Annotated in this window: 23 protein-coding genes; 10 read left to right on the plus strand and 13 right to left on the minus strand. The window is 67.2% G+C overall.

The genetic code is table 11. The annotated features are described in order from the left end of the window. The 3 genes from LI94_RS22055 to LI94_RS00430 form a co-directional block, all read left to right on the plus strand. A partial coding sequence (locus LI94_RS22055; RefSeq protein WP_152664716.1) for a hypothetical protein occupies positions 1–82 on the plus strand: 82 nt, incomplete at its 5' end. Between the two features lie 7 nt (positions 83–89). Next, complete coding sequence (locus tag LI94_RS00425; RefSeq protein ID WP_046299947.1) at positions 90–2,171, plus strand: RecQ family ATP-dependent DNA helicase; 2,082 nt, start codon at positions 90–92, stop codon at positions 2,169–2,171. Positions 2,172–2,192: 21 nt separating this feature from the next. Further along, on the plus strand, positions 2,193–2,462 hold the full coding sequence (locus LI94_RS00430; protein WP_046299948.1) for a hypothetical protein: 270 nt from the start codon (positions 2,193–2,195) through the stop codon (positions 2,460–2,462). On the opposite strand, the gene LI94_RS00435 is transcribed toward LI94_RS00430, so the two are convergent. Genes LI94_RS00435 through LI94_RS00450 form a run of 4 tightly spaced genes read right to left on the minus strand, consistent with a single transcriptional unit; the run spans position 2,437 to position 5,501 of the window. Then, entirely contained in the window at positions 2,437–3,156 is a 720-nt protein-coding gene (locus LI94_RS00435) for an EthD domain-containing protein (protein ID WP_046299949.1), read from the minus strand. The genes LI94_RS00430 and LI94_RS00435 overlap by 26 nt on opposite strands. A 10-nt stretch (positions 3,157–3,166) precedes the next feature. Further along, the gene (locus tag LI94_RS00440; protein ID WP_046299950.1) at positions 3,167–4,099 is read right to left on the minus strand and encodes a TIGR03619 family F420-dependent LLM class oxidoreductase; all 933 of its coding nucleotides are present in this window, start codon (positions 4,097–4,099) and stop codon (positions 3,167–3,169) included. Beyond that, positions 4,096–4,569 carry a nuclear transport factor 2 family protein gene (locus tag LI94_RS00445; RefSeq protein WP_192830877.1) on the minus strand — a complete coding sequence of 158 codons (474 nt, stop codon included), beginning with the start codon at positions 4,567–4,569 and terminating at the stop codon, positions 4,096–4,098. Before LI94_RS00445 ends, LI94_RS00440 begins: the two co-directional genes overlap by 4 nt. Continuing rightward, the gene (locus LI94_RS00450) at positions 4,566–5,501 is read right to left on the minus strand and encodes a helix-turn-helix domain-containing protein (protein WP_024442195.1); all 936 of its coding nucleotides are present in this window, start codon (positions 5,499–5,501) and stop codon (positions 4,566–4,568) included. The genes LI94_RS00445 and LI94_RS00450 overlap by 4 nt, the downstream gene beginning before the upstream one ends. Positions 5,502–5,597: 96 nt before the next feature. Between LI94_RS00450 and LI94_RS00455 the strand changes: the two genes are divergently transcribed. From LI94_RS00455 to LI94_RS00465, 3 genes are read left to right on the plus strand one after another with little or no spacing between them, the layout of a single operon-like run. Continuing rightward, positions 5,598–6,725, plus strand: coding sequence for a hypothetical protein (locus LI94_RS00455; protein ID WP_024442196.1), 1,128 nt, complete (start codon positions 5,598–5,600; stop codon positions 6,723–6,725). A 2-nt stretch (positions 6,726–6,727) separates the two neighbouring features. Next, entirely contained in the window at positions 6,728–7,510 is a 783-nt protein-coding gene (locus tag LI94_RS00460) for an SDR family oxidoreductase (RefSeq protein WP_046299982.1), read from the plus strand. Beyond that, the gene (locus LI94_RS00465; RefSeq protein WP_046299951.1) at positions 7,510–8,655 is read left to right on the plus strand and encodes a sulfotransferase; all 1,146 of its coding nucleotides are present in this window, start codon (positions 7,510–7,512) and stop codon (positions 8,653–8,655) included. Before LI94_RS00460 ends, LI94_RS00465 begins: the two co-directional genes overlap by 1 nt. 39 nt (positions 8,656–8,694) lie before the next feature. Here LI94_RS00465 and LI94_RS00470 read toward each other — a convergent pair whose 3' ends face one another. Continuing rightward, positions 8,695–9,162, minus strand: a complete 468-nt coding sequence (locus tag LI94_RS00470) for a hypothetical protein (RefSeq protein WP_024442199.1) — start codon at positions 9,160–9,162, stop codon at positions 8,695–8,697. Between the two features lie 10 nt (positions 9,163–9,172). After that, positions 9,173–10,345 (minus strand): Rieske 2Fe-2S domain-containing protein, encoded by a 1,173-nt coding sequence (locus LI94_RS00475; protein ID WP_024442200.1) that lies wholly within the window; start codon positions 10,343–10,345, stop codon positions 9,173–9,175. A gap of 109 nt (positions 10,346–10,454) precedes the next feature. Between LI94_RS00475 and LI94_RS00480 the strand changes: the two genes are divergently transcribed. Next, the gene (locus LI94_RS00480; protein ID WP_024442201.1) at positions 10,455–10,988 is read left to right on the plus strand and encodes a gamma carbonic anhydrase family protein; all 534 of its coding nucleotides are present in this window, start codon (positions 10,455–10,457) and stop codon (positions 10,986–10,988) included. 31 nt (positions 10,989–11,019) lie between these two features. Here LI94_RS00480 and LI94_RS00485 read toward each other — a convergent pair whose 3' ends face one another. Genes LI94_RS00485 through LI94_RS00500 form a run of 4 tightly spaced genes read right to left on the minus strand, consistent with a single transcriptional unit; the run spans position 11,020 to position 14,681 of the window. Beyond that, entirely contained in the window at positions 11,020–11,430 is a 411-nt protein-coding gene (locus tag LI94_RS00485; RefSeq protein WP_024442202.1) for a nuclear transport factor 2 family protein, read from the minus strand. Between the two features lie 13 nt (positions 11,431–11,443). Continuing rightward, positions 11,444–12,619 carry a thiolase domain-containing protein gene (locus tag LI94_RS00490; RefSeq protein WP_192830880.1) on the minus strand — a complete coding sequence of 392 codons (1,176 nt, stop codon included), beginning with the start codon at positions 12,617–12,619 and terminating at the stop codon, positions 11,444–11,446. Beyond that, positions 12,616–13,680 carry a thiolase domain-containing protein gene (locus tag LI94_RS00495; protein ID WP_046299952.1) on the minus strand — a complete coding sequence of 355 codons (1,065 nt, stop codon included), beginning with the start codon at positions 13,678–13,680 and terminating at the stop codon, positions 12,616–12,618. Before LI94_RS00495 ends, LI94_RS00490 begins: the two co-directional genes overlap by 4 nt. An 8-nt stretch (positions 13,681–13,688) precedes the next feature. Further along, positions 13,689–14,681, minus strand: coding sequence for an OB-fold nucleic acid binding domain-containing protein (locus tag LI94_RS00500; RefSeq protein WP_046299953.1), 993 nt, complete (start codon positions 14,679–14,681; stop codon positions 13,689–13,691). A 58-nt stretch (positions 14,682–14,739) separates the two neighbouring features. Here LI94_RS00500 and LI94_RS00505 point away from each other — a divergent pair, with 58 nt between their 5' ends. Together LI94_RS00505 and LI94_RS00510 are read left to right on the plus strand one after the other, a co-directional pair. Then, positions 14,740–15,771 carry an LLM class F420-dependent oxidoreductase gene (locus LI94_RS00505; RefSeq protein WP_046299954.1) on the plus strand — a complete coding sequence of 344 codons (1,032 nt, stop codon included), beginning with the start codon at positions 14,740–14,742 and terminating at the stop codon, positions 15,769–15,771. 66 nt (positions 15,772–15,837) lie between these two features. Further along, the gene (locus tag LI94_RS00510) at positions 15,838–17,397 is read left to right on the plus strand and encodes an acyl-CoA synthetase (protein WP_046299955.1); all 1,560 of its coding nucleotides are present in this window, start codon (positions 15,838–15,840) and stop codon (positions 17,395–17,397) included. On the opposite strand, the gene LI94_RS00515 is transcribed toward LI94_RS00510, so the two are convergent. Then, the gene (locus tag LI94_RS00515; RefSeq protein WP_036457724.1) at positions 17,394–18,176 is read right to left on the minus strand and encodes an acetoacetate decarboxylase family protein; all 783 of its coding nucleotides are present in this window, start codon (positions 18,174–18,176) and stop codon (positions 17,394–17,396) included. The genes LI94_RS00510 and LI94_RS00515 overlap by 4 nt on opposite strands. Positions 18,177–18,216: 40 nt before the next feature. Between LI94_RS00515 and LI94_RS00520 the strand changes: the two genes are divergently transcribed. Further along, entirely contained in the window at positions 18,217–19,434 is a 1,218-nt protein-coding gene (locus LI94_RS00520; RefSeq protein ID WP_275451590.1) for a cytochrome P450, read from the plus strand. Positions 19,435–19,472: 38 nt separating this feature from the next. On the opposite strand, the gene LI94_RS00525 is transcribed toward LI94_RS00520, so the two are convergent. Beyond that, the gene (locus LI94_RS00525) at positions 19,473–20,468 is read right to left on the minus strand and encodes an NAD-dependent epimerase/dehydratase family protein (RefSeq protein WP_024442210.1); all 996 of its coding nucleotides are present in this window, start codon (positions 20,466–20,468) and stop codon (positions 19,473–19,475) included. After that, positions 20,468–21,268 carry a crotonase/enoyl-CoA hydratase family protein gene (locus LI94_RS00530; RefSeq protein ID WP_024442211.1) on the minus strand — a complete coding sequence of 267 codons (801 nt, stop codon included), beginning with the start codon at positions 21,266–21,268 and terminating at the stop codon, positions 20,468–20,470. Before LI94_RS00530 ends, LI94_RS00525 begins: the two co-directional genes overlap by 1 nt. Between the last annotated feature and the right edge of the window lie 16 nt (positions 21,269–21,284).

A 21,284-nucleotide genomic window follows, 5' to 3' on the forward strand; every position in this document is an offset into this window, starting at 1 on the left:
TCAGCGCAAGCTGATCGGCGGCCAGGAAGACCAGCTCATCGACATCGCACTGGAAATCCAGCGAGAGCGGGCCACGAAATAACCGCAGCATGACCACACGGCCACAAGCCCAGGCAATCCTGGAGCAGCTGGCCGGACCGCAGGCGCGGCTGCGCGACGACCAGTGGGCGGCGATCGAGGCGCTGGTGGTGGCGCGCCGCCGCGCGCTGGTGGTGCAGCGGACCGGCTGGGGCAAGTCGGCGGTGTATTTCATCGCCGCGAAGCTGCTGCGGGCCAGTGGGCACGGTCCGACGGTGATCGTGTCGCCGCTGCTGGCGCTGATGCGCAACCAGGTCGCCGCGGCCGAACGCGCCGGTGTGCACGCGGCCACCATCAACTCATCCAACGTGACCGAGTGGGCCGACGTACAACGCCGGGTGGCCGCGGGCGAACTCGACGTGCTGCTGGTCAGCCCGGAGCGGCTCAACAATCCCGACTTCCGCGATCAGGTGTTGCCGGCACTGGCCGCCAAGGCAGGGCTGGTCGTGGTCGACGAGGCGCACTGCGTCTCGGACTGGGGACACGACTTCCGGCCCGATTACCGGCGTATCCGCACCCTGATCGCCGAGCTGGGCGTCGACATCCCGGTGCTGGCCACTACGGCAACCGCCAACGACCGGGTGGTCTCCGACGTCGCCGGCCAGCTGGGGGTCGGCGGTGGCGACACCCTGGTGCTGCGTGGCGGCCTGGACCGCGAATCGCTGCGGATGTCGGTGGTGCACGCCGGTGGTCCAGCGCAGCGGGCCGCCTGGATCGGCACTCACCTGCAGCAGCTGCCCGGATCCGGGATCGTCTACACGCTCACCGTGGCCCAAGCCCACGATGTGGCCGCCGACCTGCGCGCGCAGGGGTTCGCGGTGGCCGCCTACACCGGTTCGACCGACTCGGCCGATCGCGAGCAGCTGGAGGCCGACCTGCTGGCCAACCGGGTCAAGGCGCTGATCGCCACCTCGGCGCTGGGCATGGGATTCGACAAACCCGATCTGGGATTCGTCGTCCACCTGGGCGCACCGTCCTCGCCGATTGCCTACTACCAGCAGGTCGGTCGCGCCGGGCGCGCCACCGCCAGCGCCGAGGTGATCCTGTTGCCCGGCGCCGAGGACGCCGACATCTGGCGCTACTTCGCGTCGCTGGCCTTCCCGGCGGAGTCCTTGGTACGCAAAGTGATCGGCGAACTGTCCCCTGATCAGCCGCTGTCGACGCCGGCGCTGGAAGCGCGGGTCGACCTGAACCGGTCGCGGTTGGAGATGGTGCTCAAGGTCTTAGATGTGGACGGCGCGGTGCGCCGAGTCAAGGGCGGCTGGCTGGGCACCGGAGCCCCGTGGACCTACGACGAGGCGCGCTACCGCAAGCTCGATGAGCTACGCCGGGCCGAGCAGCAGGCCATGCTGGACTACCAACGCACCGACGGTTGCCGGATGACTTTTCTGCGGGCCCAACTCAATGACCCCCAGCTGCAGGCAGGGGAGCGCTGCGGACGGTGCGACAACTGCGCCGGACCGCGGTTTGACGCCGCCGTGGACCCCAGCGCCGCCGCGGCGACGCAGGAGCGGCTGATGCGTCCCGGCGTGGAGATCACGCCGCGGCGACAGTGGCCGTCGGGGCTGGCGCAGCTCGGCGTCGACCTGTCCGGCCGGATCGCCGACGGGCCGGAACCGGGCCGGGTCATCGGCCGGCTCACCGACCTGGGCTGGGGTGCACGGCTGCGGCGGCTGCTCGACGAGCCGGACCGTGAAGTGCCCGACGAGGTGGTGCGCGCGGCCGTGAGCGTGCTGGCCGGCTGGGAGTGGCAGACCCGGCCGACCGCGGTGCTGAGCCTGGACTCAACAACGCACCCGGTGCTGATCGGCTCGTTGACCGACCGGCTGGCCGAACTCGGCCGCCTGACCCGCTTGGACACCTTGCGGTATGCCCCGAACCGGCGCGCTACGGCGGCGGCGAACTCGGCCTACCGGGTCGCCGCGCTGCAGGGTTGCTGGCTGCCGCCGGCGGAACTTCCGGCCGATATCGGCCCGGTGTTGGTGGTCGACGACGTCACCGACACCGGGTGGACGTTGACCATGGCGGCCCGGGTGGTGCGGGCTGCGGGCGCACCGCAGGTGCTGCCGTTCGCCCTGGCCAGCGTGAACTGAAAACGCGGGTACCGTCGAGTGATGAGCGGTATTACTCGAGCGATAGCGGTCGGCTTGCTCAGCGTGGCCGCGGTACTGACACCGGTGGCCAACGCCGCACCGCAGCAATGCGACCAGACCTTCGGCAACTCCATCGACGCGTACCTGAACCGACACCCGGACGTCCGGGCCGAGCTAGACGAGAAGGGACGGCAGGAGGATCCCGGCGCCCCCAACCCGGTGCTGTCCTACCTCGAACGGCACCCGCATGTACGGGAGGCGTTGATCACGCTGTCCCAGCAGTGTGTGTGACGAACGGCGACCGGAACACATAGCGGCTGGTGGGCACGGTGTCGATGTTCAACTGCGCACCGAACGCGCTGACACTGGCGATCATCCGGCCCACCCGATCGCTGAGGTCGGCCTCGTCGGCCGCGCCGTAGAACGCGTACGGGTCGGACACCGCCTCGTCGGGGAAGTTCTCCTCGACGATGGCGTCGATGCCGGGTGCGTCCTCGGTGAGCGGGCGGATCACGACATTCTGGGTGTAGCCGAAGGTCGCCTGGGTGTCGATCGCGACCTGGGTGTGGTCGATGTGCCAGCGGTGCAGCCAGGTCGCCTCGTCCAAATCAGCCGGCCGCCGCAGTAGCGCCACATTGGCCAGCCCCCGGGTACGGCGGCCCTCGCCGAGGTCCGGCGGCGGCATCGGCATCGATTCGGTCACCAAATATGCTGCCGCCGAATCAGATTCGGCCTCGATCAGTGCAATGGCTGCCCGGGTCGCTTCGCCGTAGTACTGCTGGGTCCACAGGCTGATGACGGCCGCCGCCGGCGGATCCAGCGTCGTCAGGGTCATCATGGAGTCGCGCACCGGCTCGTCGCGCACGTTGACCACGACGCCCGGCAGCCCCAGATCCAGTAGTTTCGCCGCGATCGGACCCCGCAGATTCTGGCACCATTGGTCGCTGAAATCGGCTGTACGCGCGACGATCATGACCTTTTCCATCGATGTCTCCTTAGCCGGTTGCGGCGCGGAACGCCGAGACGAGTTCGCCCAGCAGCTCGGTGGCCCGGCCGATGTCCTTGGGTAGTGAGCAGGTGACCCGCACATCGGTGACCCCGGCGGCTACCAGTGCCGGTGCGGAGGCCGCGGTGGCCGCGGTGTCCAGGGAACCGTCCGGGTTCTTGGCGGTGGTGGCGTGGCCCAGTACCTGCAGGCCGGTCGGATCGCCGCCCAGTGCGGCGATGCGGTCCTTCATCGCCGCGATGGCACCGGCCGGGTCGCGCATCGCCGGACCCCACGGGATCCAGCCGGACCCGAACCGGGCCAGCCGGCGCGCCACCGCGTCGTTGACGGTGCCGCTCACCCAGATCGGAACCCCGCCTGCGGCAACGGGCTTGGGCATCTGGTGAATGTTCTGGAACGACAACTCCGGGGACGTGTAGCTGCTGCGCTGCTGGGTCCACAGCGTCTGGCACACCTCCAGGGTGTGATCCAGCAGTCGCCCGCGGCGCTCGAATGACAGTCCGGCGGCCTCGTACTCCTCGCGTTGCCAGCCGACGCCCACGCCGAGATCCAGCCGCCCTCCCGACAGCACATCCAGGGTGGCCAGCTCTTTGGCCAGCACCGCCGGACGGCGCAGTGCCGCCAGCAACACCGCAGTGCCCAAACGGATGTGAGTCGTGGTCGCGGCCAGCGCGGTGAGCACGATCAGCGGATCCAGCCACTGTCCGTCGGGCCCGGTCGGCTGGCGCCCGCCGGCGATCCCGCCGAGCCGAGGGTCGGCGTACGCATCCGGATTCTCGCCGAACACCACGTGGTCGGAGACCACCACCCGATCGACACCCGCAGCGTCCATCGCCGCGCCCAGCGCCAGGGTGGTGCCCCAGTCGTGACCGGCATCGTCGGTGAAAGTCTTCAGCTGCAAAGAGATCTGGGGTCTGTTCATGAGCGCACCTGCCGGGCCGGTCGCGACTCGATCGCGTCGATGGTCAGTTTTCGCTGGGCGATCCGCCAGCCCTGCCCGACGCGGTGATAGGCGTCGCGGTAGCGCAGGTACCAGATCTGGTCGGTGAGCTTGCCGTCGTGCTCGATCCAATGGTGCGCTACCCCGGTGATCTCTCCGCTCGCGACGTCGGTCGAGGTTGAGGTAGAGGCGGTGTAGACCTCGCCGACGATGCCGTGCTGGGTGCGGGTTACCGCGGCCAGTGCCGACATCGCATCCCGCACGCCGGCGTGGCCGTGGTGGCGCACGCATGGCTCCAGGTGATCCGGCGGATCCGGCAGGACGAGTTCGGCGTCGGCGGTGAACAATTCGGCTACCTCGTCGAATCGTCGCGCATCGACGTAGCTGGCGTAGCGGTGCACGAGCTCGGACAGCTCCAGGCGGGACGCAGTCGACAAGACCAGCGCCGTCATGTCGCCGAACCTAACAGCCAAACGGGCTTGGTTCCGCCCAGTTGCGCGGTGAGCGCCTCGGCGGTCCGCAGCAGTCCGCGCGCCCACTTGGTGATCTCGGAGTCGGTCAGTGCGCGCTGGGCGTGCAGCGACACCACCATTGCCTGGCGTTGATGGTGATCGTAGACCGGCGCGGAGATCACGCTGATGTCGTGGCGGCCCCGGCTGCCGGCTTCGCCACGCAGATAGACCCGTTCGCCGATATCGGAGACCAGCTCGCCGAGCAGGGCGCGCAGCTCGTCGGGCAGATCGCTGGGCAGTCCTGCCATCAACCCGTAGAGCCGCTGCCCGCCGGGTGTCAGTCGCTCGACCAGGTAGCCGTCGGCACGGCATTCGTCGACGACGCGTTGTAGGCGCTCGCTCTCCGATCGCAGCGGGATGGTGGGCTGGCGGGCCAGCCAGTCCTGCAGCGCAGGGTCGTCCCAGAGCACGAACATCAATCCGACGGGAGGCGCGAACGGATAACTCTGGCCAGCCTGAACTCCCAGCCGCGCATTGGGCGCCGCCACCAGCTCCAGCACGGTGATTCGGTCATCGACCACCGCGCTCAGCGCCGCAGACGTGGCGAAATCCGCGGACAGCCGCCGCAGTTGCTCGCGCGCCTCGGGACCGACCCGCAGCGACTGTTGGGCCGCGCGACCGAGCGAGATCAGGCCCGCCCCGAGCCGGTAGGTCTTGGCGGGATCGTCTCGCCTCAGATAGCCGGCGTCGGCCAGGGCGTTGGCGATGCCCAGGCAGGTCGGCTTGGACAGCTCGGTGCGCCGGGCCAGTTCGGACAATCCAAAGCTCTGGTCGGGGTGGCGGGCCAGAAAGTCCAGGATCGTCACCACCCGCTCGGTCGGCGGGGACGACCGCACGACTCGTGGGGGCGCCGCTTGTTCAGGCACAGCCATTGCAGCATGCTACCGCGACCGTCTAAAGTCGGTTCGAGATATCTACCATGTCGGTCCAATATTGAACCAATCGACGATCTGTGAGGTGTTGCAGCGATGTACTCCGAACCCCTTTCGGCCGCGATCGCCGAGGCGGAGAAGCTGGTCGCCGCGGCTCCGCACATCGAGACCGAGGCCGACTTGCTCGAGGGCCTGCAATACCTGGCCGGCGGCGTCGAGGCGTGTGTGCACGCCGCCTTCAACAGCGAGCGTGACCACCCGTTCTTACTGTCGGGCACCGGGCCGTTCACCAAGATGGGTCTGGACAACCCCGACACGCTGTACTTCGGCACCGTCGTGCGCCCCGGCAATGACTACGTGGTGCAGGGGACCCGGGGGACCACCACCGACCTCAGTTTCCAGCTGCTCGGAGGCGAATACACCGACGACAACGTCCCGGCCAGTGAGGCCGCCTTCGACGACCGCGAACTCGATGTTGCCGCCGACGGCACCTTCACCTGGCGCTTCCAGCCGAAGGCGCCGGCGCAACTGGTGATCCGCGAGGTCTACAACGACTGGGCCGCCCAGCGCGGCACCCTCTCGATCGCCAGGACCGACACCGAAGGCACCGCACCGCCGCCGTTGACCCGCCAGTTGATCGAGAAGCGTTATGCGGCAGCGGGAAAACAGCTGATCAACCGCATCAAGACCTGGCTCGCGTTCCCACAGTGGTTCTACCTGAACCTCCCGGTCAACACTATGGTGGCGCCGCGACTCACGCCGGGCGGTCTGGCCACGCAGTACTCGTCGGCCGGGCACTACGAGCTCGCGCCCGGCCAGGCGCTGGTCATCACCCTGCCGGTGTCGGACGCGCCGTACCTCGGCTTCCAGTTGGGCAGCCTGTGGTACATCTCGCTGGACTACATCAACCACCAGACCTCGCTGAACGGCACTCAGGCGCAAGCCGATCCGGACGGCAAGATCCGGATCGTGGTCTCCGACACCGATCCCGGGGTCACCAACTGGGTCGAGACCCTGGGCCATCGGCGCGGGTTCCTGCAGTTCCGCTGGCAGCGGGTGTCGCGGCAACTGACCGAGGCCGACGGTCCGACCGTCGAGCTCATCGACGTCGACGCCGTGCAGTCGGCACTGCCCTTCTATGACCACAACAAGATTTCGCAAGAGGACTGGCGAGCGCGAATCGCGCAGCGGCAGCAGCAAATCGCTAACAGAATGCTGGGGTGAAGATGACGGGAATGCTGACGAGCAAAGTCGTCGTGATCAGCGGGGTCGGGCCGGGCCTCGGCAGCACGATGGCCACTCGGTTCGCGGCCGAGGGTGCCGACCTGGTGCTGGCCGCGCGCAGCGCCGATCGCCTGGAAGAGGTGGCCAAGCAGGTCAGGGCCGCGGGGCGCCGTGCCCTGGTGGTCCCGACCGACATCACCGACGACGACCAGGTAACCCAGCTGGTGGAGGCAGCGTCGGCCGAGTTCGACCACATCGACGTGTTGATCAACAACGCCTTCCGGGTACCGTCGATGAAGCCATTGGCGCAGACCACATTTCAGCACATCCGCGACGCCATCGAACTCAGCGGGCTCGGCGCGCTGCGGCTGACCCAGGGCTTCACGCCGGCTCTGGCCGCGGCGAAGGGCTCGATCGTCAACCTGAACTCGATGGTGATCCGGCACTCGCAGCCCAAGTACGGCGCATACAAGATGGCCAAGGCTGCGCTGCTGGCGATGTCGCAGTCGCTGGCGTCCGAACTGGGCGAGCAGGGTATCCGCGTCAACTCCGTTGCACCCGGATACATCTGGGGCGACACCTTGCAGAGTTACTTCGCCCACCAGGCCGGCAAGTACGGCACCACCGTCGAGCAGATCTACGCGGCCACCGCCGCCAACTCCGACCTGAAGCGGCTGCCCACCGAGGACGAAGTGGCCTCGGCGGTGCTGTTTTTGGCCAGCGACCTGGCCAGCGGCATCAGCGGCCAGGTTCTCGACGTCAACTGCGGGGAGTACCACAACTGATGACCGCTCGTACCAATGTCGGCACCGTCGAGGATCTGCACGCCTCGGCCACAAAGATGGTGGGTCTGGACGACTTCGGTCCCGACGACGACAATTACCGCGAAGCACTCGGTGTATTGCTGGACTCCTATCGCAGCGAGGCCGACCTCACCGAGTTGGGCAGCAAGATGAACCGGTTCTTCCTGCGCGGTGCGCTGGTGGCCCGGCTGCTGTCACAGGCCGGCTGGAATGCCAATCCTGAGTACACCCAGGTCGGCATCGAGCGGCCGATCTTCGTCACCGGGCTGCCCCGCACCGGAACGACCGCGCTGCACCGGCTACTGGGGGCCGATCCGGCGCACCAGGGCTTAGAGATGTGGCTGGCCGAGTTTCCGCAGCCGCGGCCGCCACGCGAAACCTGGGACAGCAACCCGGTTTACCAGCAGATGAAGGCCCAGTTCGAACGGCACCATGACGAGAACCCGGACTACACCGGGCTGCACTTCATGACCGCCGACGGCCTGGAGGAATGCTGGCAGCTGCTGCGCCAATCGCTGCACTCGGTGTCCTATGAGACGCTGGCGCACCTGCCTACTTATTCACGCTGGCTCTCCGAGCAGGACTGGACCCCGGCGTACCAGCGGCATCGCCGCAACCTGCAGCTGATCGGTCTCAACGACCCGGACAAGCGGTGGGTGCTTAAAAATCCCAGCCATCTGTTCGCGTTGGACGCGATCATGGCGGTCTATCCCGACGCACTCATCGTGCAGTGCCATCGGCCGGCCGAGACCATCCTGGCGTCGATGTGCTCACTGGCTCGGCACACCACCGAAGGTCAGTCGAACACCTTCGTCGGCGCGCAGATCGGCGCCGACGAGATGGAGACCTGGGCGCGGGGGCTGGAGCTGTTCAACAGCCAACGCGCCCAATATGACCAGGCCCAGTTCTGCGACATCGATTACCAGGATTTCGTCGCCGACCCGCTGGCCACCGCCGCGGGCATCTACGAACGCTTCGGCCTGCCGCTCTCCGACGAGGCGCGCCAGGCCATGGCCGATGACTATGCCGCCAGCAAGACCGGCCCGCGCGCGCCCAAGCACGAATACTCGCTGGCCGACTACGGGTTGACCGCCGAGCAGGTCCGGGAGCGCTTCGCCGGCCTGTAGCCGCGCCAGCAGCTTAGTGGCTGCTCGCAGGGCGTGGGGCTAGTCGATGCCGTCGCCGGGCGGGGGAGCGCTGGAGCCCTCCTCCAGATGGCCCTCGGCGACCGCGTGCGCAATGCTCTTGGAGAGCTTCGGGCAGCCGCGGCTGCGACTACTGGAGTGGCCGGCCTCGCGTTCGGCGGCGAAGTAGGCACACTGCTGCACCGCCGCTGAATTCCATTGCACCGAGGTGTATCCGGGCCCCAGCTTCTTGACCTCGACGGTGGCGGTGCAGTGCCGGCATTCCACCGGCATCAGACCCGAATGCAGGTAGCGGTCGGTATCTCGTTCGGTCGCAGCACGAATCGCCTCGTAGCGTTCCGGGTCGACCGGAAACAGCGGTTGCCGCGAGTAGCGGGTGTCGGGCCCGTCGTCGGGGGAGTCGCCGTGCTCGCCGTGGTCGTCGTGCGGACCGTAGAACATCAGCATGGACCGGGCCAGCTCACCGGCGTCGGGAACCTCGCGGGCCATGGCGCCAGGCCTACTCTGCGTTAACGGTTTCGGAAGCCTTTGCGGCTTTCGCTTCCTCTTCCTGCACCCGCAGGTTCTCGGCGACTTCGGCGTTCCACTTCTCGTTGGCCACCGTCGCGTCGATCTCGATCTCGAAGCGATCGGTCATCTCGGGCGTGACGTCGGCAGCGTCGACGTAGAACTGCGAGTACCACCGGCGCAGCTGGTAGACCGCGCCGTCTTCCTCGACTAGCAGCGGGTTCTCGATCCGACTCTTGTGCGTCCAGATCTCCACGTCCTGCAGGAAGCCCTTGCTGACCCCGTCGGTCATGGCGTCGGCGATCTTCTCGGTCGTCGCGTCGTCGAGCCCCTTGGGCTTCTGCACGATCACGCCCCACATCAGCCGGAACTGGTCCTGGCTGATCGGGTAGTGGCAGTTGATCAGGATCGACTCGGCCTTGAAGCCGCCGTAGCTGTTGTGCAGCCAGTTGATCATGAACGACGGGCCGAAGTAGGAGGCCTCGGAGTCCAATTCCGAACCGCCGTAACTGGTGCCCAGGCCGGGCACGTCGGAACGGCCGACATTGTGCAGGTACTGCGAGGCGACGTGGCCCTCGAAGACGTTCTTGAACGAGGTGGGCAGGCCGTAGTGGATGTAGAAGAAGTGTGCGAAGTCGGTGACGTTGTCGATGATGTCGCGGCAGTTGGAGTCGATCACCATGGAGTTCCAGCGCCAGTCGGTCCACTCACCGCTCGACCACTCCGGGATCTCCGGGATCCGCACCTCGTCCGGCGGCGGGTTGCCTTCGGGGTCGTTGTACATGAACAGCAGCCCGCCGCGCACGTCGGTCGGGAAGGACTGGGTGCGCGCCACCCGCGGGGTCCGCTTGGAGTACGGCACCAGTTTGCAGCGCCCGTCGCCGCCCCAGCGCCAGTCGTGGAACGGGCAGGCGACCTCGTCGCCCTTGATCTCACCGCGGCTCAGGTCGCCGCCCATGTGGCGGCAGTAGGCGTCGAGCACGTGCAGCTCACCCTGCGAGTCGGCGAAAACCACCAGCTTGGCGCCGAACGCGTGAATCGAGTGCGGCTTGCCGTCCTGGAAGTCCTTCACCGGGCCCAGGCAGTGCCAGCCACGCGCATAGCGGTCCGGCAGTGTTCCGGTATCGATGTGGCGGACGCCGACCTCGGCGTTGTCAGTGCTCACCTGTTGCCTCCAACCTTCGCTTCTAACTAGAACACGTTACAGTTTTGACGCCTGTTTACGCAATAAGCCCTGCTGGTTCGGGGTCTTTCGTCCCTGGTATATGTGGACGATGCAGCTGTTCTCCTTCAATGGTCGGGCGCCCAAGATCGATCCCACCGCCTTCGTGGCTCCCACCGCCACGCTCATCGGGGACGTCACCATCGAAGCCGGGGCCTCGGTGTGGTTCGGCGCCATCCTGCGCGCCGACGACGCGCCGATCGTGGTGCGCGAGGGTGCCAACGTGCAGGACGGCTCGGTGTTGCACGTGCCGCCGGGCGTTCCGGTGGACATCGGCCCGGGCGCGACGATCGCGCACATGTGCCTCATCCACGGCGCCAACATCGGCGCCGAGGCATTGATCGGCAACCACGCCACCGTGCTCGACGGCGCGGTGATCGGCAGCCGCAGCCTGGTTGCGGCCGGCGCGACGGTGCTTGCCGGCACCAAGATCCCGGCCGGGGTGCTGGTGACCGGCTCGCCCGCCGTCGTCAAAGGCCCGATCGCGGGAACCGGAGCAGAGATGTGGATCAACGCCAACCCGCCGTATTACCGCGACCTGGCGAAGCGGTACCGCGAAGGCATGGAGCCGGTCGCCGAACAGTGACCGGCCGGCGCCGCAAGGCCTACATCTTGGCCTAGATCTTGCGGGCCGTCTTCGCGGCGCGGTCCAACTCCCAGTAGGCGCGCAGCGCGACCAGTTCACCCTTGTTGTTGGCCCGGTAGGTGAACACACCCTCGGTGACGATCTGATGACCGCCCATGGTGATGGTGATGTTTCCGGTGTTGGCTTCCTCGTCACCGCACTGGAAGGTGTCGGAGAAGTTGAACTCGATCTTGTCGGTGCTCGCGATGGCCTTGTCCCAGAACGCCGAGATCTCGTCGCGGCCGCGGTGGCCCTTGCCCTCGGGGTCGAAATGCGACGGCCCGATCGGGTCTTGCACGATCGCGTCGTCGGCGAAGTTGGCCAGCCAAGCTTCCTTGTCGCGGGCAGCTACCGCGTCACGGGAGCGCTTGCCCGCAATGTGGGCGGGGTGATCTGCGTTCATGCGGGTCTCCTCCTCAGTTGGCGGGCTTGTCGGCGCCGACAACCCACATCGAGTAGTACTGTGAGCCGCCGCCGTAGGCGTGACCCAAGGCCTTGCGGGCATTCGGGACCTGGTGGTCACCGGCCTTACCCATCACCTGGATCGCCGACTCGGCGAACCGGATCATGCCCGAGGCGCCGATCGGGTTGGACGACAACACGCCGCCGGAGGCATTGAACGGGATCTTGCCGTCGATCGCGGTCTCGCCGGCCTCGGTGAGCTTCCAGCCCTCACCTTCGGGAGCGAACCCGAGATTCTCCAGCCACATCGGCTCGAACCAGGAGAACGGCACATACACCTCTGCGCAGTCGATCTCGTCGATCGGGCTGGTGATCCCGGCTTCCTTCCACAGCGCCGCCGCAGCGTCTCGGCCGGCCTGCGGATTGACCTGATCGCGACCGGAATAAGCCAGTGGCTCGGTGCGCAGTGCCGTGGCGTGGATCCAGGCCACCGGATGCCCCTCGGCGATCCGCGCGTCAGCGATCTCCTCGTTGCCGATCACCATTGCGGCGGCACCGTCGGAGGACGGGCAGGTCTCATCGAATCGGATGGGATCCCACAGCATCTGGGAGGCCATCACCTTCTCGAGCGTGATGTCCGGTTGATGCAGATGCGCCAGGGGATTGCGGGCTCCGTTGAGCCGGTCCTTGACCGCGACCATCGCTCCGATATGCGTCGGCGCGCCGGAGCGGCGAATGTAGGCCCGCACGTGCGGGGCGAAATAGCCACCGGCGCCGGCCCCCACCGGCTTGGTGAACGGCACCGGAATGCTCAGCGCCCACATGGCGTTGGACTCCGACTGCTTCTCCCAGGCCATGGTCAGCACCCGCCGGAACTTGCCGGACTTCACCAGGCTCGCGGCCACGACCGCGGTCGAGCCGCCCACCGAGCCGGCGGTGTGCACCCGGATCAGCGGCTTGCCGGTGGCGCCGACGGCGTCGGCCATGAACAGCTCGGGCATCATGACGCCCTCGAAGAAGTCCGGAGCCTTACCGACCACCACTGCGTCGATGTCGTCGAACGTCGAGCCCGAATCGGCCAGCGCGCGATCGATGGCCTCACGCACCAGGCCGTTCATCGACACGTCCTGGCGCTTGGCGACGTACTTGGTCTGCCCGGTGCCCAGCACCGCAGCGAGCTGGCCCATCAGTTGCGTCCTTCCATCACCGCGACCAGGTTCTGCTGCAGCGCAGGTCCGCTGGTGGCGTGGGCCAGTACTCGGCCCGCCGAACCATTGAAGATGTGTTGTGCGGCAAAGCCGATGCGCTCCAGTCCCGCGACGAACATCGGATTGGCCGCCAGGGCGCCGCCGGAGGGGTTCACCTTCGTTTTCGACGGCAACTGCATGGCTTCGGTCAAAATCAGGTGCTGATGGGTGAACGGCGCGTGGATCTCAGCGACGTCCACCGCCGGCATGTCGTCGCCGGTCGCCGCGCGAGTCGAGACGGAGGTCGACGGGGAGCGGGTCAGATCCCGGCTGCCCAGCACCGGAGACTCGATGCGGTGCTCGAATCCGGTGATCCAGGCCGGGTTTTCGCACAGTTCGCGAGCCCGGTCGCCGGCGGCCAGAACGATCGCGGCCGCGCCGTCGGTGATGGGTGCGATGTCGTGCCGGCGTAGCGGGTCGGCGAAGAACGGGCGTGCCAGCAGCTCGTCGAGGTCGGTCGACGACTCCACCGAGTCCACCCGGTCTGACGCGGCGAACGAATCCATTGCCACCCGGGCCATCTGCTCGCGGGTCCACTGACCACTGTCCAGCCCGAGCCGGGCCTGCAACGCTGCGATCGAGACCGCGTCGGGCCACAGCGGCGCAACGGTGTAGGGGTCGGTCTGCAGCGCCAGGATCCGGCGCAGTTGGCCGGCCGAGGACTTGCCGAAACCGTAGGCCAGCGCGGTGTCGACCTCACCGGTCAGCACCTTGATGTAGGCCTCATAGAGCGCCCACGCGCCGTCCATCTCCACGTGCGACTCGTTGATGGGCGGAACCGCGCCGATCGAGTCGATCGCTGAGATGAAGGAGAATGCGCGTCCGGCAAGGTAATCCGAGGAACCCGAGCACCAGAAACCGATGTCGGTCTGGGCGATCCCCAGCTCGGAGTACAACTGAGCGAAACACGGCATCAACATCTCGACGCCGTTGGTGGTGCCGTCGGTGCGGCGAACGTGCGGGGCGTGGGCGAAACCCACCACCGCGACATCGCGTTGCGTCATGCTGCCCCTCACAGGTGGTGCTTGTAGGTGTCGTAGTCGGCGTCCGGTTCGCCGGTGGGCCGGAAGTATTCGATGTTGTCGATGCCCAGGCCCCACTCCTCGCGGGGCTTCCACACCGCCGCGACACGCATGCCCATGCGCACCTCGTGTGCGTCGATGTCGGACACCAAGTGCAGGAACGGAATATCGGCACCATCGAGCAGCACGTAGGCGGCCACGTACGGCGGCTTGATGCGCTGCCCGGCGAACGGGATGTTGATGATGGCGAACGTCGTCACCGTTCCGGTGTCGGGCAACTCGACGAAGTTGTCCAGCGGCAGGCCGGTGGCCGGGTCGGCTTCCTTGGGCGGGAAGTACAGCTTGCCCTCGGTGCCGGTGCGGGCCCCCAGCAGTTTGCCCTCCTGCAAGGCGCGCAGATACGCGCTTTCGGGTAGCGATGCGGTGTGCTGGATCTCCAGGCTGGACGGGACGACCACCATGGTCACCGGATCACGCTCATCGGGGACATCGGCTACCGGTTCTGCCTCTTCGCCGATCGCGAAGTAGGCGATGTCGGTGATCGCGCCGACGGTCTCCTCGGCCCAGTGCGCGTGCACCCGGGTACCGACGCTGATGTCTTTGGGGCTTTCGGCCGCCACCGCGTGCAGCAACGCCACGTCGGCGCCGTCGAGCTTGATCAGCGCCCAGGCGAACGGGGTGTCCAGCGGCTGGCCCTCCAGCGGCTCCGGCTGCCAGGACCACGACACCACGGTGCCCACACTGCTCACCGGTACGATCTCGGTGAGCGGTTCGTAGCTGACCGGGTCATACTCGGCCGGTGGCACGTACACCCGACCGTCGGAGCCACGTACGCCGACGATGCGGCGCTCACGCAGAGCGGTGAAGAACGCGCCCAGAACAGGGCCGACTGAACGTGTGTAGTCGAAGGACAACTTCAGCGGCGCAGACAGCGGTGGCTCATGCTCATCGATCTGCGCGCGGGTGCTTTGGCTGGCAGTCACGGCATCGAGTAGAACAGGTTCTAACAATGGTGGCAAGCAGGCGAGCGAGGAGCCAAGGATGAAGCTGGGACTGCAACTCGGATATTGGGGCGCGCAGCCGCCGACCAACCACGCCGAACTGGTGACCGCGGCCGAGGATGCCGGCTTCGACGCGGTCTTCACCGCCGAGGCCTGGGGCTCCGATGCCTACACGCCGTTGGCCTGGTGGGGCTCGTCGACGTCACGGGTTCGGTTGGGCACCTCGGTGGTTCAGCTGTCGGCACGTACCCCGACCGCCTGCGCGATGGCCGCTTTGACGTTGGACCACCTCTCCGGTGGCCGTCACATCCTGGGCTTGGGCGTGTCCGGTCCGCAGGTGGTGGAGGGCTGGTACGGCCAGCGCTTCGGCAAGCCGCTGGCTCGCACCCGCGAGTACATCGACATCCTGCGCCAGGTGTGGGCCCGCGAGGCCCCAGTGACAAGCGCCGGCCCGCACTACCCGCTGCCGATCAGCGGCGAGGGCAGCACCGGGCTGGGCAAGACACTCAAGCCGATCACCCACCCACGCCGGGCCGACATCCCGGTGATGCTCGGCGCCGAAGGCCCGAAGAACGTTGCGCTTTCGGCTGAGATCGCCGACGGTTGGCTGCCGATCTTCTACTCCCCGCGGCTGGCCGACATGTACAACGAATGGCTCGACGAAGGCTTCGCCCGTCCGGGCGCTCGCCGTACCCGGGAGACCTTCGAGATCTGCGCGACGGCCAACATCGTCATCACCGAGGACCGCGCCGCCGCGTTCGCGGCGATGAAGCCCTACCTGGCGCTCTACATGGGCGGCATGGGTTCGGAGGACACCAACTTCCACGCCGAGGTCTACCGCCGGATGGGCTACAGCGAGGTCGTTGACGACGTGACCAAGCTGTTCCGCTCCGGACAAAAGGACAAAGCCGGCGAGATCATCCCCGACGAGCTGGTTGACGACGCCGCGATCGTGGGAGACATCGACTACGTCCGTAAGCAGATCACGGTGTGGGAGGCCGCCGGCGTCACCATGATGGTGGTCACCGGACGCAGCCCGGAGCAGATTCAGCAGCTGGCCTCGCTGGTTTAGTTCGCTTGGACGCCCGGCGCCGTTCCTGCCTTGCGAGCAGACTAGAACGCGTTCTAGATTGGCCGAATGAGCGAAGCCGGCCTGTGGAACATCGCCCGTGACACCCCCGACGCCGTCGCTGTCGTCGACGTCCACGGTGGCCAGCTGACCTACGGGGAGCTGGCCGCGCGCGCCGATCGCTACGGCCGCGGGCTGCAGGCGATGGGCCTGGCGCCCGGCGACGTGCTGGTGATGGTGCTGCCGAATATCGTCGATACGCTCGCGGTGTACTTCGCCGCCATGCAGACCGGGCTCTACATCGTGGCCGTCAACTGGCACCTCACCGGTCCGGAGATCGGCTACATCCTCTCCGACAGCGGCGCGAAAGTCGTTGTCGCCCATGAGCGGTTCGCTGATGCGTCGAAGATCGCCGCGGACCAGGCCGGCTTGCCCGCCCAGGGGCGCTTTGGAGTGGGCGACTTGACTGAAATGGCCGGGTTCGCCCCGCTGTCCACGTTGGGCGCCGACGAGCCGGCGGACCGGCCCGACGTGCGCACCATGGGCGCCGCGATGCTCTACACCTCCGGTACCACCGGCAAGCCCAAGGGCGTCAAGCGGCCGCTGACCGGCGCCGACCCCGACGCGGTTCCGGTTGCCTCGGCCGGCTTCTTCGCGCTGTATGACCTGTTGCCGTTCGACAACCACGTACACATCTGTGGCTCGCCGCTGTATCACACTGCGGTGCTGAACTTCTCGTCGATCTCCATCCAGCTGGGCCACAAGGTGGTGCTGATGGACAAGTGGGATCCCGAAGAGATGCTGGCGCTGATCGCCGAGCACAGGGTCACCCATAGCCACATGGTGCCCACCCAGTTCCGTCGGCTGTTGGCGCTGCCCGCCGAGGTGCGTGAGCGCTACGACATGTCCTCGCTGCGCAACATGATTCACGGCGCGGCGCCGTGCCCGCCCGAGGTCAAGCGCCAGATGTTGGACTGGTGGGGTCCGGTGATCACCGAGTACTACGCCGCCACCGAGGGCGGCGGCACCAAGATCAGCGGCGCCGAGTGGCTGACCCACCCCGGTTCGGTGGGCAAGGCCTGGCCGTATTCGGTGGTCAAGGTGCTCGACGACGAAGGCAACGAGCTGCCGGCCGGCGAGGTCGGCACCGTCTACATGCAGATGGGCGGCTCCACCTTCGCCTACCACAACGACCAGAAGAAGACCGAGGAGAGCCGTGCTGGTGACCTGTTCACCGTCGGCGACGTCGGCTACCTGGATGAGGACGGCTACCTGTATCTGCAGGACCGCAAGACCAACATGATCATCTCCGGCGGAGTCAACGTCTACCCGGCCGAGATCGAGAACGAGCTGATCATTCACCCAAAGGTGCTCGACGTCGCGGTGTTCGGGGTGCCCGACGAGGAATGGGGCGAGGCGATCAAGGCTGTCGTCCAGCCCGCCGAGGGCGTGGCCGGAGACGACACGCTGACCGCCGAACTTATGGAGTACGCGGCGGCGCGGCTGGCGAAGTTCAAGCTGCCCCGCTCGATTGACTACATCGCCGAGATGCCGCGCGACCCCAACGGCAAGCTGTACAAGCGCAAGCTGCGCGACCCGTACTGGGAGGGGCGGGACGCCAAGATTTAGGCGCCCACCACCTGCGCGTCGCCGAAGGTCATCTCGACGCGGCCCACGGTCGACGACATCATCGGCCGCTTGGGCAGGCCCAGCGCAGCCAGCTCGCGGGCGTACGGATGGGTGCCCAGCCGCAGCGTGGTACCGCCCAGCGACCCACGCACTTTCGAAATTCGCATCTCCCAAGGCACTTGGCGGGTAACGCCGTCGAGGTGGCTGAATGCCTGCAGCACCCGGGGCCGCGAAGTGAGCGGTCCTGGAATCGGCAGGCCGCGCCCGAATTCCATGGTGGCGATGTGCTGGCCATCGGCGGCGACATCGAAACCCAACTGCCGGCCGTCGCGAACGGTGAAGTCCGCCATGATCTTCGGGAATCCCCAGATGGTGCGCCCGGCCTCCAGGGTGAACGCCTGGTCGACCGGCAGGTGGTGGATGAACGCACCGGCCGAGCCCAATGCGCGCCAGCCGCTGGCCTCGGTGCCCGGCGGTTTAGCGAGGCTCGACGGAGGAGAGGCGAAGCTGGAACCGCCGCATGAACTCGGCGGGTTGACCATCACCGCGGTCCCGAACTCCAGGTACTTACCCAGGTCGCCGTCGATATAGCGAGCCAGCATCAGATTGACCACCGCACGTCCCGGCTGCTGCTGGAAGACCTGCAGGCCGCTGTAGTCGATCATTGCCTGCGCGGCGTCCGCGGGCACTGAAAACATCGCGGAATGTACATCCGCGTGACGGATACGGACCGGCATGGTAAGCACAGTGCCAGCGATGGTGTGCTGTGAAAGAGCCATGGCTCCCACTGTAATCCGGAGGACGCCAATGACCGAGGTAATGGCCGACGCGAAGCCGGCCACCAAGCCGGACGTCGATCTGACCGACGGCACGTTCTACGCCGACGGAGGTGCCCGTGACGCCTACGGCTGGATGCGGGCCAACGAGCCGGTGTTCCGGGACCGCAACGGGCTGGCCGCGGCGTCGACCTACCAAGCGGTGATCGACGCCGAACGCACACCCGAGGTGTTCTCCAACGCCGGCGGCATCCGTCCCGACCAACCGGGCTTCCCGTACATGATCGACATGGACGACCCGGAGCACCTGGTGCGCCGCAAGCTGGTCAACGCCGGATTCACCCGCAAACGCGTGCACGCCCAGCTGCCGTCCATCGAGACGTTGTGCGACACGCTCATCGACGCGGTGTGCGAGCGCGGCGAATGCGACTTCGTCCGCGACATCGCCGCCCCGCTGCCGATGGCGGTGATCGGTGACATGCTCGGGGTACTGCCTGAAGAACGATCGATGCTGCTGCGGTGGTCAGACGACCTGGTGGCTGGGCTGAGCTCACACCTGGATCCGGAATCGGCGACGGCTCAGGCGGTCATGGCGGCGTTCGCCGGCTGGACCGAATTCACCAGGAACACCATCACGAAACGTCGGGCCGAGCCCACCGACGACCTGTTCTCCGTGCTGGTCAACGCCGAGGTGGACGGCGCGCAGATGACCGACGACGAGATCATCTTCGAGACGCTGCTGATCCTGATCGGCGGTGACGAGACCACTCGGCACACCCTGTCCGGTGGCACGGCGCAGCTGTTGCGCCACCTCGATCAGTGGGAGTTGCTGCAGCGCGAACCCGATCGGTTGCCGGTGGCGATCGAGGAGATGCTGCGGTGGACCTCGCCGGTGAAGAACATGTGCCGCACCCTGACCCGCGACACCGAGTTCCACGGCACGCAGCTGCGCGAGGGCGAGAAGATGCTGCTGCTGTTCGAGTCGGCCAACTTCGACGAGTCGGTATTCGACGAGCCGGAACGCTTCGACGTCACCCGCGACCCCAACAGTCACGTGGCATTCGGCTTCGGCACGCACTTCTGCCTGGGCAACCAGCTGGCCCGGCTGGAGTTACGGCTGATGACGCAGAAGATCTTGCAACGCCTGCCGGATCTGCGGCTGGCCTCCGATGACGCGCTGCCACTGCGGCCGGCGAACTTCGTCAGTGGCCTGGAGTCGATGCCGGTGGTGTTCACCCCGACTAAGCCGGTGCTGGCTTAGCCGCGTCGCCCGCGCCGTTCGGCAAAAAAGCGTGCTGGTTACCCGCTCGGCGGGGAAGGGAGGGGCGCCCGCAGCGACTCGATGATCGCCTCCGTCGGCGACCGCCACTCCAGACCCAGATCGGCCAAGGTGGCCGAGTCGTCGGTGGGGGTGGCCGAGGTCAGCAGCCAGGCCGCTTCGTAGCTCAGCGACTCTGGCAGCGGCAGCAGCTTGCTGGCAAGGTCGCTGACTCGGCCGATTCCCTTGAAAACGCTGGGCGAAATAGGGATTCGCCGCACCGGCTTGCTCAGGCCCTGCTCCACCGCGGCGATCATCTCGGCGAAGCTGACCATGATCCCGCCGCACAGGTAGCGGTGCGGGCCGCGGCCGGGCCGCATCAGCGCCTCGTGCACCCGGCCGATGTCGCGGACGTCGACCATCGCCATGCCGCCGCGCACCACCGGCGCCACCCGGTACTTCACGATCGGCGTCCAGCCCCGCTCGGTGACACCGGGCGCGGTATGAAACGCCGGGCCGACCACGCTGGAGGGATAGGTGACCACGACCGGGGCGCCTTCGTCCTGCAGCCGGCGGGCCACCCGCTCGCCGTAGGCCTTGGTGCGCGCGTACGCGCTGCGCCCGGGCACGGTGGGCGAGTCCGGCCCGATGATCCCGTTCGGCGGCGGAAAGAGCGCGCTGTAGGAACTGACCGACACCACCGGGTCCAGACCGGCGGCCACGGCGCGGGTCAAGATCGCTTCGGTGGCGTAGGCGTTGATGTCCCACATCAACTTTTCCTGGCGGTCGTTGGTGCCGACCACCCCCGCGGCATGCAACACCGAGTCGCAGCCGTCCAACAGCGCAGCCACCACCGCGGTGTCGCGGATGTCGCCGTCGAGGACCTCCAATGCGCCCAGTTCACGCAGTCGCGGAATGACGGGCTCAGCACCGCAGCCCGGGGCGACCATGAGCCGAACCGAATGCCCGGCTTCGAGCAGGGCCTTGACCGTGTGGGCGCCGAGGTAACCGGTGCCGCCGGTGACTGCGACCCGCATCAGCGGTTCTTGAATTCCGGCTTGCGCTTCTCGGCGAACGCCCGCGGGCCTTCCTTGGCGTCCTCGCTCAAGAAGACCTTGATGCCGATTTTGGTGTCGATCTTGAAGGCATCGTTCTCGTGCAGGCCCTCGGTCTCGTGGATGGTGCGCAGCATCGCCTGCACCGCCAGTGGTCCGTTGTTGTTGATCTGCTCGGCGATCTCCAGCGCCTTGGTCAGAGCCTGGCCGTCGGCCACCACATGGCCGATCAGGCCCATCTCCAGCGCCTCGGCGGCGGTGATGTGTCGACCGGTGAACAGCAGGTCACAGGCCATGGTGTAGGGAATCTGGCGCACCAGTCGCACCGCGGAGCCGCCCATCGGGTACAGGCTCCACTTGGCTTCGGAGATGCCGAACTTGGCGCTTTCACCGGCGATGCGGATATCGGTGCCCTGCAGGATCTCGGTGCCCCCGGCGATGGCCGGGCCTTCCACCGCGGCGATCAGCGGCTTGGTCAGCCGGCGCCCCTTGAGCAGGCCGTCGATACGCGACGGGTCGTAGCTGCCGTCTTTGAAGGAGTCGCCGGGTGCCTTCTTGTTGGCCGCTTTGAGGTCCATGCCCGCGCAGAAATAACCACCGGCGCCGGTCAGGATGCACGAGCGGATGTCGTCGTCGTTGTCGACGCGGTCCCAGGCCTCGACCATGATCGCCAGCATTTCGCCGGAAAGAGCGTTGCGGGACTCTGGCCGGTTCAGGGTGACGATCAGGGTGTGTCCGCGCTGCTCAACGAGGGCGTGGGGCTGTTCTGACGACTCGCTCACCGGCGTCCGCCTTTCC

Source organism: Mycobacterium sp. UM_Kg27 (assembly GCF_000972905.1).
Lineage (GTDB): Bacteria > Actinomycetota > Actinomycetes > Mycobacteriales > Mycobacteriaceae > Mycobacterium.

What these genes read in the sequence shown, in the direction of transcription:
- LI94_RS00435 (WP_046299949.1), bottom strand. Translation starts at nt 3,156, where the DNA reads ATGGAAAAGGTCATGATCGTCGCGCGTACAGCCGATTTCAGCGACCAA.
- LI94_RS00460 (WP_046299982.1), top strand. Translation starts at nt 6,728, where the DNA reads ATGACGGGAATGCTGACGAGCAAAGTCGTCGTGATCAGCGGGGTCGGG.
- LI94_RS00510 (WP_046299955.1), top strand. Translation starts at nt 15,838, where the DNA reads ATGAGCGAAGCCGGCCTGTGGAACATCGCCCGTGACACCCCCGACGCC.
- LI94_RS00480 (WP_024442201.1), top strand. Translation starts at nt 10,455, where the DNA reads ATGCAGCTGTTCTCCTTCAATGGTCGGGCGCCCAAGATCGATCCCACC.
- LI94_RS00465 (WP_046299951.1), top strand. Translation starts at nt 7,510, where the DNA reads ATGACCGCTCGTACCAATGTCGGCACCGTCGAGGATCTGCACGCCTCG.
- LI94_RS00515 (WP_036457724.1), bottom strand. Translation starts at nt 18,176, where the DNA reads ATGGCTCTTTCACAGCACACCATCGCTGGCACTGTGCTTACCATGCCG.
- LI94_RS00495 (WP_046299952.1), bottom strand. Translation starts at nt 13,680, where the DNA reads ATGACGCAACGCGATGTCGCGGTGGTGGGTTTCGCCCACGCCCCGCAC.
- LI94_RS00470 (WP_024442199.1), bottom strand. Translation starts at nt 9,162, where the DNA reads ATGGCCCGCGAGGTTCCCGACGCCGGTGAGCTGGCCCGGTCCATGCTG.
- LI94_RS00485 (WP_024442202.1), bottom strand. Translation starts at nt 11,430, where the DNA reads ATGAACGCAGATCACCCCGCCCACATTGCGGGCAAGCGCTCCCGTGAC.
- LI94_RS00450 (WP_024442195.1), bottom strand. Translation starts at nt 5,501, where the DNA reads ATGGCTGTGCCTGAACAAGCGGCGCCCCCACGAGTCGTGCGGTCGTCC.
- LI94_RS00525 (WP_024442210.1), bottom strand. Translation starts at nt 20,468, where the DNA reads ATGCGGGTCGCAGTCACCGGCGGCACCGGTTACCTCGGCGCCCACACG.
- LI94_RS00440 (WP_046299950.1), bottom strand. Translation starts at nt 4,099, where the DNA reads ATGAACAGACCCCAGATCTCTTTGCAGCTGAAGACTTTCACCGACGAT.
- LI94_RS00425 (WP_046299947.1), top strand. Translation starts at nt 90, where the DNA reads ATGACCACACGGCCACAAGCCCAGGCAATCCTGGAGCAGCTGGCCGGA.
- LI94_RS00430 (WP_046299948.1), top strand. Translation starts at nt 2,193, where the DNA reads ATGAGCGGTATTACTCGAGCGATAGCGGTCGGCTTGCTCAGCGTGGCC.
- LI94_RS00455 (WP_024442196.1), top strand. Translation starts at nt 5,598, where the DNA reads ATGTACTCCGAACCCCTTTCGGCCGCGATCGCCGAGGCGGAGAAGCTG.
- LI94_RS00520 (WP_275451590.1), top strand. Translation starts at nt 18,217, where the DNA reads ATGGCCGACGCGAAGCCGGCCACCAAGCCGGACGTCGATCTGACCGAC.
- LI94_RS00505 (WP_046299954.1), top strand. Translation starts at nt 14,740, where the DNA reads ATGAAGCTGGGACTGCAACTCGGATATTGGGGCGCGCAGCCGCCGACC.
- LI94_RS00445 (WP_192830877.1), bottom strand. Translation starts at nt 4,569, where the DNA reads ATGACGGCGCTGGTCTTGTCGACTGCGTCCCGCCTGGAGCTGTCCGAG.